The organism is Rhodoferax sp. (genome assembly GCF_028689295.1).
Classification (GTDB): domain Bacteria; phylum Pseudomonadota; class Gammaproteobacteria; order Burkholderiales; family Burkholderiaceae_C; genus Rhodoferax.
This window is the reverse complement of sequence record NZ_JAQTWL010000002.1, coordinates 210,750-225,738: the sequence shown is the minus strand read 5'-3', so window position 1 is coordinate 225,738 and position 14,989 is coordinate 210,750. Positions and strand designations below refer to the sequence as shown.

Annotated in this window: 11 protein-coding genes; 8 read left to right on the top strand and 3 right to left on the bottom strand. The window is 60.7% G+C overall.

Going from position 1 to position 14,989, the window contains the following annotated elements; genetic code table 11:
• Window positions 1–131: 131 nt before the first annotated feature.
• Window positions 132–3,641, top strand: a complete 3,510-nt coding sequence (locus PHF15_RS03370) for an ATP-binding protein (protein WP_300118943.1) — start codon at window positions 132–134, stop codon at window positions 3,639–3,641.
• A complete protein-coding gene (locus tag PHF15_RS03365) occupies window positions 3,631–4,614 on the top strand; it encodes a response regulator (RefSeq protein WP_300118941.1) in 984 nt (327 codons plus the stop codon). The genes PHF15_RS03370 and PHF15_RS03365 overlap by 11 nt, the downstream gene beginning before the upstream one ends.
• 25 nt (window positions 4,615–4,639) lie before the next feature.
• Here the strand turns inward: PHF15_RS03365 and PHF15_RS03360 are convergent, their stop codons facing one another.
• Window positions 4,640–5,110 carry a hypothetical protein gene (locus PHF15_RS03360; protein ID WP_300118940.1) on the bottom strand — a complete coding sequence of 157 codons (471 nt, stop codon included), beginning with the start codon at window positions 5,108–5,110 and terminating at the stop codon, window positions 4,640–4,642.
• 245 nt (window positions 5,111–5,355) lie between these two features.
• On the opposite strand from PHF15_RS03360, the gene urtA reads away from it, so the two are divergent.
• The 5 genes from urtA to urtE all read left to right on the top strand — a co-directional run bounded on the left by urtA (window position 5,356) and on the right by urtE (window position 11,172).
• Complete coding sequence (gene urtA / locus PHF15_RS03355; RefSeq protein WP_300118938.1) at window positions 5,356–6,630, top strand: urea ABC transporter substrate-binding protein; 1,275 nt, start codon at window positions 5,356–5,358, stop codon at window positions 6,628–6,630.
• A 182-nt stretch (window positions 6,631–6,812) separates the two neighbouring features.
• Entirely contained in the window at window positions 6,813–8,387 is a 1,575-nt protein-coding gene (urtB, locus tag PHF15_RS03350; RefSeq protein ID WP_300118937.1) for an urea ABC transporter permease subunit UrtB, read from the top strand.
• Window positions 8,388–8,521: 134 nt separating this feature from the next.
• Window positions 8,522–9,589 carry an urea ABC transporter permease subunit UrtC gene (gene urtC / locus PHF15_RS03345; RefSeq protein ID WP_300119094.1) on the top strand — a complete coding sequence of 356 codons (1,068 nt, stop codon included), beginning with the start codon at window positions 8,522–8,524 and terminating at the stop codon, window positions 9,587–9,589.
• Entirely contained in the window at window positions 9,586–10,467 is an 882-nt protein-coding gene (gene urtD, locus PHF15_RS03340) for an urea ABC transporter ATP-binding protein UrtD (RefSeq protein WP_300118935.1), read from the top strand. The genes urtC and urtD overlap by 4 nt, the downstream gene beginning before the upstream one ends.
• 12 nt (window positions 10,468–10,479) lie before the next feature.
• Entirely contained in the window at window positions 10,480–11,172 is a 693-nt protein-coding gene (gene urtE / locus PHF15_RS03335; RefSeq protein ID WP_300118933.1) for an urea ABC transporter ATP-binding subunit UrtE, read from the top strand.
• A 58-nt stretch (window positions 11,173–11,230) separates the two neighbouring features.
• Here urtE and PHF15_RS03330 read toward each other — a convergent pair whose 3' ends face one another.
• Entirely contained in the window at window positions 11,231–12,061 is an 831-nt protein-coding gene (locus PHF15_RS03330) for an urease accessory protein UreD (protein WP_300118932.1), read from the bottom strand.
• Window positions 12,062–12,100: 39 nt separating this feature from the next.
• Window positions 12,101–14,404, bottom strand: a complete 2,304-nt coding sequence (locus PHF15_RS03325; RefSeq protein ID WP_300118930.1) for an NADP-dependent malic enzyme — start codon at window positions 14,402–14,404, stop codon at window positions 12,101–12,103.
• 155 nt (window positions 14,405–14,559) lie between these two features.
• On the opposite strand from PHF15_RS03325, the gene PHF15_RS03320 reads away from it, so the two are divergent.
• A complete protein-coding gene (locus tag PHF15_RS03320; protein ID WP_300118929.1) occupies window positions 14,560–14,988 on the top strand; it encodes a DsrE family protein in 429 nt (142 codons plus the stop codon).
• Window position 14,989 lies beyond the last annotated feature (1 nt).

Sequence of the window (14,989 nt, the reverse complement as noted above, 5' to 3'; positions counted from 1 at the left end):
AACCCGCGCGGCGGAAAGTCTGGGCAGCTTCCTCATACTGGGGTACCAAAAATCGTCAGCCACCCAGACTGCCCACCGCGCTGGACGCCGTCGTTGTGCCTGGCATGGCATGAATACTGCACCGTTGTGGTGTGACTTCAGCATTCCAGCCCCCATCCAGTTCAGTGCATCAGGACGCGCCGTCGCAGCGCATCACGTTGGTGCGCCGGGACTACAACGGCTGGGTGGCCAGCGAAACGCTGGAAGACTACGCTTTGCGCTTCACGCCGCAGGGCTTTCGCCAATGGTCGCCGTGGCGGGTGGCGCAAACCGCACTCGGCGGTGCCGCCGCTTTTTTGATATTGGAGGCGGTGGGTGCCACACTGCTGGTGCAATACGGTTTTGTCAACGCACTTTGGGCGATTCTGGCCACCGGGCTGATCATCTTTTTGGCAGGATTGCCGATCAGCATCTACGCCGCCAAATACGGTGTCGACATGGACTTACTCACGCGTGGTGCCGGTTTTGGTTACATCGGATCAACGTTGACGTCGCTGATTTATGCCTCTTTCACCTTCATCTTTTTCGCGCTCGAAGCCGCTGTCATGGCCTACGCGCTGGAGCTGGCGCTGGACATACCGCCGCGCTGGGGTTATCTGATCTGCGCGCTGGTGGTGATCCCGCTGGTGACACACGGGGTGTCCACCATCAGCCGCTTGCAGGTCTGGACGCAGCCGCTGTGGCTCGTGATGTGGCTGCTGCCGTTTGCCTTTGTGCTGTGGCGCGAGCCCACTGCGTTTGCGGGGGTGGTGCACTATGTTGGTGAAAAGGGCCAGTCGGAAGGCTTCAGTCTGCCCTTGTTTGGTGCGGCGCTGACGGTGGGGGTCGCGCTGATGACGCAAATGGGCGAACAGGCCGACTACCTGCGCTTCATGCCCACTTTGAGCGCCGCCAACAGTCGTAGCTGGTGGCTCAGCGTGCTGCTGGGCGGTCCGGGCTGGGTGATTCTGGGGGTGCTGAAAATGCTGGGCGGCGCCTTGTTGGGCTACTTGGCCATCAGCCACGCGGTGCCGCCAGAGCGAGCGGTGGACCCCAATCAGATGTACCTGGCCGCCTACGAGTATGTATTTCCGAACTATGGTTGGGCGGTGGCGGCCACGGCGCTGTTTGTGGTGGTGTCGCAGCTCAAGATCAATGTCACCAACGCCTACGCCGGCTCGCTGGCCTGGAGCAACTTTTTTTCGCGCCTGACGCACAGCCACCCCGGGCGCGTGGTGTGGGTGGTGTTCAACACGCTGATCGCCTTCATGCTGATGGAGATGAACGTCTTTGCCGCCCTGGGGGCAGTGCTCGGGCTGTATTCCAACATCGCCATTGCCTGGATGATGACGGTGGTGGCCGACCTGGTCATCAACAAGCCCCTGGGCCTGAGCCCCCGGGGCATTGAGTTCAAGCGTGCCTATTTGTATGACATCAACCCGGTGGGTGTGGGCGCCATGGCGCTGGCCTCGGTGCTGTCGGTCACAGCCTATCTGGGGTTCTTCGGTCCAATGGCGCAGGCGTTTTCGGCGCTGATCGCTTTGGCCGTGGCATTGGTCACCTCGCCCCTTATTGCCGTGGCCACCCGGGGCAAGTACTACCTGGCGCGCGCTGCCAAGGTTTTGCCGACCTCGGATGCGGGCGCTTACCAGCGCCTGCAGCGATGCGTAATTTGCGAGCGCGACTACGAAGTCCCCGACATGGCGCATTGCCCCGCCTATCAGGGACCAATTTGTTCACTTTGCTGCACGCTTGACGCCCGCTGTGGCGACCTGTGCAAACCGCACGCCAGTCTGGCCGCCCAATGGTCAGTGGCGCTGCACTGGCTGTTGCCACGGCGCAGCTGGGCGCTGTTGGACAAGGGGTTGGGCTACTTTTTGCTCTTGATGCTGGTGATTGCGCCGCTGCTTGGGGTTGTTTTTGGCCTGCTTTACCAGCAGGAAACCGGCGCGTTGGCGCGGGCGATTTTCGACACGCCAATGCTGCAGATTGGCCAGGAGGCGCTGCGTTCGGGCTTTGTCAAGGCCTACATGGCCTTGCTGCTGATTGCCGGCCTGGTGGCCTGGTGGGTGGTGCTCGCGCATCAGAGTCGTCGGGTGGCGCAGGACGAATCCAACCGGCAGACCAGCCTGTTGCTGCGAGAAATTGAGTTGCACCGCCAGACCGATGCCGCGCTGCAATTGGCCAAGCAGGCTGCAGAACGCGCCAATCAAGCCAAGAGCCGCTATATCAGCGCCATCAGCCACGAGCTGCGCACGCCGCTCAACAGCATTCTGGGTTATGCCCAGTTGATGGGGCAGGACGCCAGCATTCCGGCGCACCGCAAGCAGGCCGTCGCGGTGATCAAACGTGGTGGTGAGCATTTGCTCTCACTCATCGAAGGCACGCTCGACCTGGCACACATCGAGGCGGGCCGGCTGACGCTGAAGGCCAGGCCGCTGGCGTTTGCCGACTTCATGCAGGACCTGGCCGACATGTTTGAGCTTGAAGCCGAGCGCAAGGCCTTGCGCTTTGTCTTCGAGGTGCAAGGCAAGTTGCCTGCCGTGGTGAGGGCGGACGAGAAGCGGGTGCGCCAGATTTTGCTGAACCTGCTGGGCAACGCCATCAAGTTCACCGCAAACGGCCAGGTGACCCTGCGCTTGCGCTATGCGGTTGAAATGGCCCACATCGAGGTCGAAGACACCGGGCCTGGCTTGAGTGAAGATGATCTGGCGCATGTGTTTGAGCCCTTTGCCCGCGCCAACGCGACTGGCCTGGGTGCGCCCGGGGCCGGCATGGGTTTGACCATTGCCCGGATGCTGACCGATCTGATGGGGGGCGACCTCAGCGTCAGCAGCCAGCCGGGCGTAGGCTCGGTGTTCAAGGTCAAACTCTTCTTGCCCGAGCTGCACACCAGTTTTGCAGCCACCGGCGAGGGGGCCGCGCAGCGGGGCACGCCCCTGGTCGCGCCGGTCAAACCGCGTCTGGGCTATGTCGGGCCGCGCCAGCGGGTGCTGGTGGTTGACAACGACGAGGCTGACCGGGAACTTCTGGTGCAAGTGCTGCAACCCCTGGGTTTCGAGCTCCGCACCGCAGCCAGCGGCCATGACGCCCTGGACTTGCTGGCCAGCGGTTACCAGCCCCATGCCGTGTTCATGGACCTGGCCATGCCCGGCATTGACGGCTGGGAAACCGTGCGCCGGGTGCGGGTGCTGGAGCAAGCCACGCAGCGCCCAGTCGCCAACATTGCCATCGTGTCGGCCAACGCCTTTGACAAAGGGCTGGACAACGATGCTGGTGTTCCCGGCGATGACTTTTTTTGCAAGCCGGTGCGCCACGCCGATCTGCTGGACTGGCTGACCCAGCGCCTGGGCCTGACCTGGCTGGAGACCCTTGAGCCGGTGCTGGCAAGCCCGCAGAGGCGCCCGGCCGGCGCGCTCGTTTACCCGGATCGAGCCCAGCTCGACGCCTTGCAGGAGGTGGTGACGCTGGGCTTTTACCGTGGCATCCTGAACCAGCTTGACGCGCTGGAGGCGGCGCAGCCCGAGTGCGCCGGGTTTGTCGCCAGCATGCGCGACCTGGCCCGTCAATTCCAGTTTGAGACCATGAGCCAGCAGTTGGCCGGCATTGACCATGACCAATAACACAAACAAGGCGCTTGACCGCACGCTGGACCGCGCCAACAGCGATGTGGTGCTGATTGTCGACGACGTGCCCGACAACCTGGCGGTGCTGCACGACGCGCTGGACGAATCGGGCTACACCGTGCTGGTGGCCCTCAGCGGTACGGCCGCCCTGCAGCGCGCGGCGCAAGCGCTGCCCGACGTGGTGCTGCTCGACGCCATGATGCCCGGCATGGACGGTTTTGAGGTGGCGCGCCAACTCAAGGCCGACCCGCAAACGGCGCACATCCCGATCATTTTCATGACCGGCCTGACCGAGACCGAGCACCTGGTGGCCGCGCTGGAAGCCGGTGGTGTGGACTACGTGACCAAGCCGATCAAGCCCAAAGAGGTGCTGGCGCGCATGGCGGTGCACCTGCAGGGCGCGCGTGAGAAGCGCCAGACCCGCAACGCGCTCGATGCCTTTGGTTATGCCAGCATCACCGTGCGTGTGAGCGACGGGCGCTTGATGTGGCAGACCTCGCTGGCGCGTGAGTTGCTGATGCGTTATTACGGCACCGACGCGCCTACCACGCCGATCCCCGTGCTGACCTGGCTGCGCCGCCATGTGGCGAAGGGGTTGAGCGGTGTCGAACCGCCACGCCTCAGCATTGAGGCCGGTCCCAAACGCCTGGGCTTTCGCCTGCACCAGCAGATTGGCGACAGCGAGGGTGGCGGCGACTGGCTCATCATCATGCAGGAGGTCAGTGATGAGAGTGTGATCGAGGCGATGGGCCTGTGCTTCAAGCTCACCCCGAAGGAAGCCGAGGTGCTGTACTGGGTGGTCAAGGGCAAGATCAACCGCGACATCGGCGATATCGTGGGGTCAAGCCCGATGACCGTGAAGAAACACCTCGAGCATGTGTTTGCCAAACTGGGTGTCGAGACCCGCACCGCCGCTGCCGCCATGGCGATGCGCCGCATACGGCAACTGCAGCCGCAGTTCGAGGGCTAGCCGGCGTCTTACCAAATCTGTCCGTTCACTTCAGGACGACTTTTCTCAGTGCAATATCAATGCGGTCATAGTTGACACAGCCATGCTGGTGCACTGGAGAAACCACCATTTCAAACATCGTACCGCTGCCGGGAGGCACGTTCATCACAGGATGGGTCAGGTCGCGAAAAGACTGCTTGCCGCCGCTGAAGAAATTGAAGTCGAGAATCGTCCGGCGGCTCAACACATGGTTTGAATCATTGTTCAGTGTGCCGGTAATGAAGGCGTAGCAGCTGATGCCGTTCAAGGAGGAGATTGTCCGCTTGATCTGGTAATCGAGATGGACTCCGCCGCCAAATTCAACATGGTGTTGTTCCAGCGCCATGATGGCTGCAGGAACCGAGAGAGCGTGCGCACTTGGAGGCGCAGCGGATTTGGTGGCGCAAGCACCGACAGTCATGGCGAGCAGCACGAGGCGGGACCATGGTTTGAAAAAGAAGAAACGCAAATGCTTCATGGTTTTCCGGCGTGAAGGCGTTATCAGGAGAAGCGCAGTTTTGCTGAAAATATGACTGCTGCCTGTTGTAAACGTGAATTAGAACCCAAAACGAGGCGAGAACGACCAATAGCGATGCGCCATCAGGTGCCGCCGCCGTGCGGGCCTACGCCACTCGGCGTATTTCCAGAACTGCCGACCCTCCCTAAAGTTACCCCATCGCTGCGGAAACAGCGACAACGGTTTCATCAACTTTGGAGTAGCACATGCAATCTTTGAACTCACGTCGTTTTACGCTCAAGGCGCTCACCGCCGCCGTCGCGCTCACCACCCTCACGGCGCTGCCGGCGCTGGCCGCCGACACCATCAAGGTCGGCATCCTGCACAGCTTGTCTGGCACCATGGCCATTTCGGAAACCGTGTTGAAAGACACCGTGCTGATGGCGATTGACGAGATCAATGCCAAGGGCGGTTTGCTCGGCAAAAAGTTGGAGCCCGTGGTGGTTGACCCGGCCTCCAACTGGCCGCTGTTTGCCGAAAAGACCAAGCAGTTGCTGGGTCAGAACAAGGTGGATGTGATCTTTGGTTGCTGGACAAGTGTGTCGCGCAAGTCGGTCTTGCCAGTGGTCGAGGAAATGAACGGCCTGCTGTTCTACCCGGTGCAGTACGAGGGTGAAGAGCTGTCGAAAAACGTGTTCTACACCGGTGCCGCACCGAATCAGCAAGCGATTCCCGCAGTGGACTATTTGATGAGCAAAGACGGCGGCGGCGCCAAACGCTGGGTACTGCTGGGCACCGACTACGTTTACCCCCGCACCACCAACAAGATCTTGCGCGCCTACCTGAAATCCAAGGGCGTGAAAGACACCGACATCGACGAGAAGTACACCCCGTTTGGTCACTCGGATTACCAGACCATCGTGGCTGACATCAAAAAATTCTCGGCCGGCGGCAAGACCGCCGTGGTGTCCACCATCAATGGCGACTCCAATGTACCGTTCTACAAGGAACTCGGCAACGCCGGCCTGAAGGCCAAAGACGTGCCGGTGGTTGCGTTCAGCGTGGGTGAAGAAGAGCTGCGCGGTGTTGACACCAAGCCGCTGGTGGGGCATCTGGCCGCCTGGAACTACTTCCAGTCGATCAAGAACCCGACCAACACCGAGTTCATCAAGAAATGGTCAGCCTATGCCAAGGCCAAGAACATCGCTGGTCACAAGGACAAGCCTTTGACCAACGACCCGATGGAAGCCACTTACATCGGCATCAACATGTGGAAGCAGGCCGTTGAAAAAGCCAAGTCCACCGATGTCGACAAGGTGATCGCCGCCATGGCCGGCCAGACCTTCAAGGCACCCAGCGGCATTGTGAGCAAGATGGATGAAAAGAATCACCACCTGCACAAGTCGGTGTTCATAGGCGAGATCAAGGCCGACGGCCAGTTCAACGTGGTCTGGAAGACCCCCGGCCCGGTGAAAGCCAAGCCATGGAGCCCGTACATCGAAGGCAATGCATCCAAGCCGGATGAGCCAGTGAAGAAATAAATCGCTTTTTTGAAGCTGCGCTGATGTCCCTGTAGGAGTCGCGCCCCCGCGACGATGGCTGTTTTGAATTCAATAGCCAATCGCTGCGAGGGCGCAGCTCCTACAAAAGACAAGGCGAGCCGGGGAAAGCCATGGAAATTGCAGTGTGGGCACTGCCAACGCGCCCACCCTACAGGGTCTTTATGTTGTTTTCAAAACTGTTTTTCACTGCTATTGTGTCGCTCGCCGCGAGTGCCCACGCGATCAGCGTGGATGAGGTCAATGCCATCAGCACTGGTGAGACCGATGCCCGCATCGAAGCCCTGAGCCAGGCTGTGGCCCATGCCGATGCCGGTACTGCGGTGTTTTTGCAGGCTCTGGCCGAGGATGCGGTCAAGCTGGTGCGCGGCAAGGCCATCATGGTCAGGGGCGACAAAGGCGTTGACCCGGCCTCTGGCACTGAATTTGCCTTGCCAGACGATGCCGAAGACGTGATTAATAACAACCGCATGCGCGGCGAAATTGACTCGGCTCTGGCGGCGCTCAAGCTCTTTTCCAAAGACGACAGCGTGCGAATGGCCGCCGTGCAGCAGATGCAAAGCGATGCCGACCCGAGCAAGCTGGCACTGATCGAGCAAGCCTTTGCGGCCGAGCAAAACCCCAATATCAAGGACCAGCTGGCGCTGGTGCGTGCCGCTGCGCTGCTGGGCAGCACCGACAAATCACAACGTCTGCAAGCGGCCGCCTTGTTGGGCTCCAGCAACCAGTCTGGAACCAAGACCATCCTGCTGGCACACCTGGAGTCCGAGTCTGACACCGGGGTCAAAGCGGTCTTGGGCAAGGCGCTGCGCGAGGTGGAGTCCAGGCTGGCCTGGGGCGACAGGTTGGGCGCAGTGTTCAGCGGCATCAGCCTTGGGTCCATCCTGCTGCTGGTGGCGCTGGGCCTGGCCATTACCTATGGTCTCATGGGTGTCATCAACATGGCGCATGGTGAGCTGATGATGATTGGCGCCTATGCCACCTACGTGGTGCAGGGGCTGTTTCAGCGCCACCTGCCTGGCGCATTTGACTGGTATCTCCTCGCGGCGATGCCGGTGGCTTTCATTGCTTCTGCGCTGATGGGCGCACTGCTTGAGCGCAGCGTGATCCGTTTTTTGTATGGCCGGCCGCTGGAGACGCTGCTGGCCACCTGGGGCATTAGCCTGATGTTGATGCAATTGGTTCGCACGATCTTTGGCGCGCAAAACGTGGGCGTGGAAAACCCCTCGTGGATGAGCGGCGGTGTGCAGGTGCTGGGCAATTTGTCGTTGCCGTTCAATCGGCTGGTCATCATCTGCTTTGCCCTCTTTGTGTTGGGCTCGGTGGCTTGGCTCATCGGTAAAACAAGATTGGGACTATTTGTGCGCGGCGTTACGCAAAACCGGCCGATTGCGTCGTGCATGGGTGTCAACACCGCGCGCATCGACACCTATGCCTTTGCCCTGGGTTCGGGCATTGCCGGGCTGGCCGGCTGTGCTTTGAGCCAGGTCGGCAACGTGGGGCCGGACCTGGGCCAGGGCTACATCGTTGATGCCTTCATGGTGGTGGTGTTGGGTGGCGTTGGTCAACTGGCCGGTACCGTCTATGCCGCCCTGGGGCTGGGCATCCTGAACAAATTCCTGGAAGGCTGGGCGGGTGCTGTGCTGGCCAAGATTGCCGTGCTGGTGTTCATCATCATCTTTATTCAAAAGCGACCGCAAGGCATCTTTGCCATGCGTGGCCGTTCGGCCGAGGCATGAACATGCACAAAACTGAAGACAACATTGCCGTTCGCCCTGAGCCCCCTTCCGTTCGCCCTGAGCCTGTCGAAGGGTGGGCTTCGACAGGCTCAGCCCGAACGGTTGGGGTAGCGCTTCCGTCAAAAAGTCCACTTCTGACGCGCACTGGCTGGAGTGCTTTCATCATTTCCATATTGCTGGTGTGCGCGGTGGCACCTGTGCTCAATTTATGGGTGCCCGCCAACAGCGTTTTCCACCTGAGCGATTACGCCGTGGGCCTGCTTGGCAAGATCATGTGTTACGCCATTTGCGCGCTGGCGATGGACCTGATCTGGGGCTTCAGTGGCATCCTGAGCCTGGGCCATGGCCTGTTTTTTGCACTCGGCGGCTACGTCATGGGCATGTACCTGATGCGCCAGATTGGTACCGACGGCAACTACAAAAGCAACCTGCCCGACTTCATGGTGTTTCTGGACTGGAAGGCGCTGCCCTGGCACTGGACCCTGTCTGACAGTTTCATCGCCACGCTGGTCATGATCGTGGCGGTGCCCGGGCTGGTGGCTTATGTCTTTGGTTACTTTGCCTTTCGCTCGCGCATCAAGGGGGTGTACTTTTCCATCATCACCCAGGCCCTGACCTTTGCCGCCATGCTGCTGTTCTTTCGCAACGAGACCGGTTTTGGCGGCAACAACGGCTTCACCGATTTCAAGCGGATCTTGGGCATTCCGGTGGCGACACAAGAGATGCGCATGACCCTGTTTGTGCTGACCGGCTTGACGCTGCTGGGTTTCTTCTTGATGGCGCGCTGGCTCATTGGCAGCAAGTTTGGCCGGGTCCTGCAGGCGGTGCGTGATGCTGAAACCCGGGTCATGTTCAGCGGCTACAACCCACTGGGCTACAAGCTCACCATCTGGACTATTTCGGCCATGATGTGTGGCGTGGCCGGCGCCCTGTATGTGCCGCAGGTGGGCATCATCAACCCGAGCGAAATGAGCCCGGCCAACTCGATCGAAATCGCTATCTGGGCCGCCGTGGGCGGGCGCGCCACGCTGATCGGCCCGATTGTGGGGGCCTTCATTGTGAACGGGGCCAAGAGCTGGCTGACGGTAGCCTACCCCGAGTTCTGGTTGTACTTTTTGGGCCTGCTGTTCATTGGTGTGACGCTGTTCCTGCCCAACGGTGTGGTGGGCTTGGTCAAAAAATTGAAGGACGGTGCGAAATGACCCCCGAATTGATGGAGCAGTGCGCCCGGCGACTGGAGGTTTATCAGACTGCTCAGACCGCCAAGCTAGGGCAAACCGAATCGGGTGGGCGTCAGGCGGGCTTTTCGCGCATTGCCACACCCGGCGAAGTCGACGTCACACACGGCCGCATTCTTTACCTCGAAGACGTGAGCGTGAGCTTCGACGGTTTCAAGGCCATCAACAAGCTGAGCCTGGACATTGCGCCGGGCGAGCTGCGCTGCATCATTGGACCCAACGGCGCCGGCAAGACCACCATGATGGACATCATCACCGGCAAGACGCGCCCCGATGAAGGTCATATGTTCTTTGGCAGCACCATCGACCTGCTGCGCTACAAGGAATCCGAAATCGCCCAGATGGGCATTGGCCGCAAGTTCCAGAAACCCACGGTGTTCGAGCAGTTGAGCGTGTTCGAGAACCTGGAGTTGGCGCTCAAAACCAACAAAACGGTCACCCGTTCGATGTTCTTCCGGCTCGACTCCGCCCAGAGCGACCGCCTGGCGGAAGTGCTGCACACCATTCACCTGGTGGACAGCGTGCGCGGCCAGGCCGGCAATCTTAGCCACGGCCAAAAACAGTGGCTGGAGATCGGCATGCTGCTGATGCAGGACCCAAAGCTGCTGCTGCTCGACGAGCCGGTGGCGGGCATGACCGACGAGGAAACCGAGCGTACCGCCGAACTGTTTTTAAGCCTCAAAGGCAAACACTCACTGATGGTGGTGGAGCACGACATGAGTTTCATCAACACCATTTCTGACATCGTCACCGTGTTGTGCGACGGCTCGGTGCTGGCCCAAGGCACGCTGGCGCAGGTGCAGGCCGACGAGCGCGTCATTGAAGTCTATCTGGGCCGATGAGATGGCAACCTTATGCTGAACGTCAAAAACATCAACCAATACTACGGCGGATCGCACATCCTGCGCGACGTCAGCCTGCAGGCCACCTTGGGGAAGGTTACGGTCATTCTGGGGCGCAACGGGGTCGGCAAGACCACATTGTTGAAAAGCCTGATGGGCCTGGTGCCGATCAAGAGTGGCAGCATCGAATTTGATGGCCAACCGATCCACAACGCCACGCCATATGAGCGCGCCCGCGCCGGTATTGGATTTGTGCCTCAGGGGCGCGAGATTTTTGGCCGCCTCACGGTGCAGGAAAACCTGGCCATGGGTCTGGCCTACAAGCCCGCCAGCACACCGATCCCGCCTGAACTGTTCGAGCTGTTTCCGGTGCTCAAGCAAATGCTGCACCGCCGCGGCGGTGACCTGTCGGGCGGGCAACAGCAGCAGCTGGCTATCGCCCGTGCGCTGGCGGCCGGACCCAAGCTGCTGATCCTGGACGAGCCCACTGAGGGCATCCAGCCCAGCGTCATCAAGGACATCGGCCGCGTCATTCGTATGCTGGCCGAACGTGGTGACATGGCGATTGTGCTGGTGGAGCAGTATTACGACTTTGCTCAGGAACTCGCCGACAACTACGTGGTGATGGAGCGCGGCGCCGTGCGTGCACAGGGACTGGGCGCCAACATGGAGATTGACGGCGTGCGCCAACTGGTGGCGATTTAAGACCTGAGACTTTGCGGGTCAGACCACTCGCAAAGCGACGTGCTCTGTCCCCAACTGATTAGGTCGACCAGATGCGCGGCACAGTCGCGGGCAATCGCCAAAAGTGTTGCCGCCACACCTGCCACACCTGGCGCAGCAGGTCCGCCGCGGGTTCCACCAGCGGGGCCAGCACCCGCAGCACCATTACCTGCTCGTTCGGGCAAGTCGCGCCCGCTGTGGTGGTCAAGGCGTGGCCGGTGATCACCTGGCGGGCCAGTTCCAGCCCGGCCTCACGTCGGTTCCGGGTCATTTTGCTGCCGCTGACAAAAAACAGCGAAGCCATGCAGCGTTGCCCGGCGAGGCCCAACGGACCATCCATCAAGCAGCGGTCATGGGCCTTCATCAGGCCCCGCTCCAGCCACAGGCCGGGCACCTCAATGTGTTGCAAGAATTGGCCTTCATCAAAGGGCAAGTTCGCACTGGGCAGGCCAAGCGCAGTGATATCCCAGCCCATGAACTCTGCCTCGGGTCCGAGGGTTACGGTCATGTGGTTTTCCGCCAGGCAGGAGTTGTAGGCGATGGCTTCCAGCGGCAACCATTCCAGGCGCGCCTGGTCTTGCAGCGAAATGCGGGTGCGCTGCATCGCCGTCTCGCCTGTTGAGCGATAAAAGCGTGTTGCGCCCGGCGTGGTGATCAGGCCATGGGCCGTGCCGCTGGCCGCAATCGTCATGTCCAGAGTGTCGCCGCCCACCAGCCCACCGGGCGGGTGCACCAGCACGTTGTGGCAAATGGCATCGCCTTCGGGGTACAGGCTTTGGAGTATGCGCAGCGGCCCTTTGTGGCTATGGCGCGCTACGCTGCGCTGCTGATCAACGCTGTAATCGATGTCAAGTTGGGCGTGCCAGCTCATCTCATTGAATGAGGGCTGTTTCCAGTGTTGCCCCCCTGTTTAGCGCAACGCGCTTACATCGGCCACCGCCAGCGCCGTCATGTTGACGACACGGCGCACGGTGCTGGACGGGTTGAGCACATGCGCGGTGGCGGCAGCACCCAGCAAAATGGGACCCACCGTGACGCCATTGCTGCCGGTCATCTTGAGCACATTGAACAGGATGTTGGCGGCATCCAGATTGGGGCAGATCAGGATGTTCGCCGGCCCGTTGAGGCTGGTTTCCATCAGGCTGGTGTGGCGAATCTCTTCCGACAGGGCGGCATCGCCCTGCAGTTCGCCGTCGCATTCCACGTCAGGGCAGGCAACTCTGAACAAGTCTCTGGCGGCGCGCATTTTGCGGGCGGAGGCCCGTGTGGATGAGCCGTAGTTGGAGTGCGACAAAAACGCCACCTTGGGGGCCAGGCCGAAGCGCCTGACCTCGGTGGCGGCCATCTGCGCGATGCTGGCCAATTGCTCGGCGCTGGGGTCTTCGTTGACATAGGTGTCGGCTACAAACAGTGAGTGGCGCTCCAGCATCAGCGCGTTCAGGGTGGCATAGTTGCTGACCCCGGGCGCACGGCCAATCACGTCGCGCACATGCTCCAGGTGCACGTCGAAGCGGCCATGCAGCCCGCACAGCATGGCGTCGGCATGGCCCAGCTTGACACTCAGTGCCGCAATGATGGTGGTGGAACGGCGCACTGCGGCCTTGGCGGCTTCCGGGCTGACACCGTTTCGCCCCATGAGTTTGTGGTAGCTTTCCCAATACAAGCGAAAGCGCGGGTCGTTCTCGGGGTTGACCACATCCGCGTCGCGGCCCAGTTGCAGGCGCAAGCCAGCCTTGGCAATACGCGCTTCCATTACCGCCGGGCGGCCAATCAAAATCGGGCGCGCCAGGTTGCCCTCGACGACGATCTGGGCAGCGCGCAGCACGCGTTCGTCTTCGCCTTCGGCATAAGCCACGCGTTTGGTGGCGGCTGGCGCGTTGCGGGCCGCGTTGAAGACCGGCTCCATCAGCAGGCCGGTGGAATAAATGAAGCGCGACAGCGTGCGGCGATAGGCGTCCATGTCCTTGATGGGGCGCTTGGCCACGCCCGAGGCCTCGGCCGCAGCGGCCACGGCGGGCGCAATGCGCAGAATCAGGCGCGAGTCAAAGGGCTTGGGAATGATGAAGTCCACGCCAAAGGCCAACTCCTGGCCGGCGTAGGCATGGGCCACTTCTTCGCTGATGTCGGCCTTGGCCAGGGCGGCAATTTCATGCACGCAGGCCAGCTTCATGGCTTCGGTGATCTGGGTCGCGCCGCAGTCCAGCGCACCCCTGAAGATATACGGGAAACAAAGCACATTGTTGACCTGGTTCGGGTAGTCCGAGCGGCCGGTGGCAATGATGCAGTCAGGTCGCGCCGCCTTGGCCAACTCCGGGCGAATTTCAGGCTCTGGGTTGGCCAGCGCCAGGATGATGGGCTTGTCTGCCATGGTCTTGACCATGTCCTGTGTCAGCACGCCCGCGGCCGAGCAGCCGAGGAACACATCGGCCTGGTTGACGACATCGGCCAGCGTGCGGGCGCTGGTGTCTTGCTCGAAGCGGGCTTTGGAGGCGTCATAACCGCCGGGGCGACCTTTGTAAACCAAACCCTTGGAGTCGCAAATAAACACGTTCTTGACCTGCACTCCCAAGCCCACCATCACGTTCAGGCAGGCGATGGACGCCGCGCCGGCGCCAGACACCGCCACCTTCACGTCGCCGATCTTCTTGCCCACCAGTTCCAGCGCATTGACCAGCGCCGCGCTGGAAATGATGGCGGTGCCATGCTGGTCGTCATGAAACACAGGGATGCCCATACGCGCCTTGAGCTTTTCTTCGATGTAAAAACATTCGGGCGCCTTGATGTCCTCCAGGTTGATGCCGCCCAGTGTCGGCTCCAACGCAGCGATGATTTCGACGAGCTTGTCCGGATCCCGCTCGTCGAGTTCAATGTCGAACACATTCACACCGGCAAATTTCTTGAACAAGCAGGCCTTGCCCTCCATCACGGGTTTGCCCGCCAGCGGTCCAATGTCGCCCAGGCCCAGCACGGCGGTGCCGTTGGTGATCACCCCCACCAGGTTGCCTCTGCTGGTGTATTCATAAGCCAGATCCGGGTTGGCCTGAATATCCAGGCAGGGGTAAGCCACACCGGGTGAGTAGGCTAGCGCCAGATCTCGCTGGTTGATCAGCGGTTTGGTGGCGTTGACCGAAATCTTGCCGTGGGTGGGAAAGCGGTGGTAATCACGCGATGCGTCGCCAAGGGCTTGTTCTGCACCCGATAGTTCATTGCTCATCTTGAATTCCTCGTGAAATAGGTGGCACGCACTTTACACCCGCGGGAGTGTAATTTTCTGGAGTGGTGGTGTTGGGGTTAACACCTGTATTTAACGCAAGACAGGTTAACTACCATCCTTGCCTCAGCTTTTGAATTAAATTGGAGACAAACCCCATGAATCGCAGAACCCTATGTCTCGCGCTGGCGCTGGTTGGCATCACTTTGATGGCGTCGGGGTGTGCCAACGCACCGGCGGCGCCCAGGAAACAAGTCGTGATGCAGGTCAGTGACGGCGATGCCGCCAAATGGAATCTGGCGCTGAACGCCGCCAAAAACATCCAGAATGATCTTGGCGCTGACAAGGTTCAAATTGAAATGGTGGCTTTTGGCCCCGGCATCGGCATGCTCAAGTTTGATGCCGTTACGGCCAACCGGATCAATGACGCCATCAAATCAGGGGTTCAGGTGGTGGCCTGCGAAAACACCATGAAGGCCAATAAACTGGTCTTGGCTGACATGAACCCGGCCATCAGCTACGTGCCCGCCGGCGTGATCGAGATCATGAAACGCCAGCAAGAAGGCTGGCCTTACATTCGCCCCTGAG

Bases quoted from the DNA above. Each gene is read 5' to 3' on its own strand.
- PHF15_RS03360 (WP_300118940.1), bottom strand. From the start codon at position 5,110: ATGAAGCATTTGCGTTTCTTCTTTTTCAAACCATGGTCCCGCCTCGTG.
- PHF15_RS03330 (WP_300118932.1), bottom strand. From the start codon at position 12,061: ATGAGCTGGCACGCCCAACTTGACATCGATTACAGCGTTGATCAGCAG.
- PHF15_RS03320 (WP_300118929.1), top strand. From the start codon at position 14,560: ATGAATCGCAGAACCCTATGTCTCGCGCTGGCGCTGGTTGGCATCACT.
- urtA (WP_300118938.1), top strand. From the start codon at position 5,356: ATGCAATCTTTGAACTCACGTCGTTTTACGCTCAAGGCGCTCACCGCC.
- urtE (WP_300118933.1), top strand. From the start codon at position 10,480: ATGCTGAACGTCAAAAACATCAACCAATACTACGGCGGATCGCACATC.
- PHF15_RS03325 (WP_300118930.1), bottom strand. From the start codon at position 14,404: ATGAGCAATGAACTATCGGGTGCAGAACAAGCCCTTGGCGACGCATCG.
- urtD (WP_300118935.1), top strand. From the start codon at position 9,586: ATGACCCCCGAATTGATGGAGCAGTGCGCCCGGCGACTGGAGGTTTAT.
- PHF15_RS03365 (WP_300118941.1), top strand. From the start codon at position 3,631: ATGACCAATAACACAAACAAGGCGCTTGACCGCACGCTGGACCGCGCC.
- urtB (WP_300118937.1), top strand. From the start codon at position 6,813: ATGTTGTTTTCAAAACTGTTTTTCACTGCTATTGTGTCGCTCGCCGCG.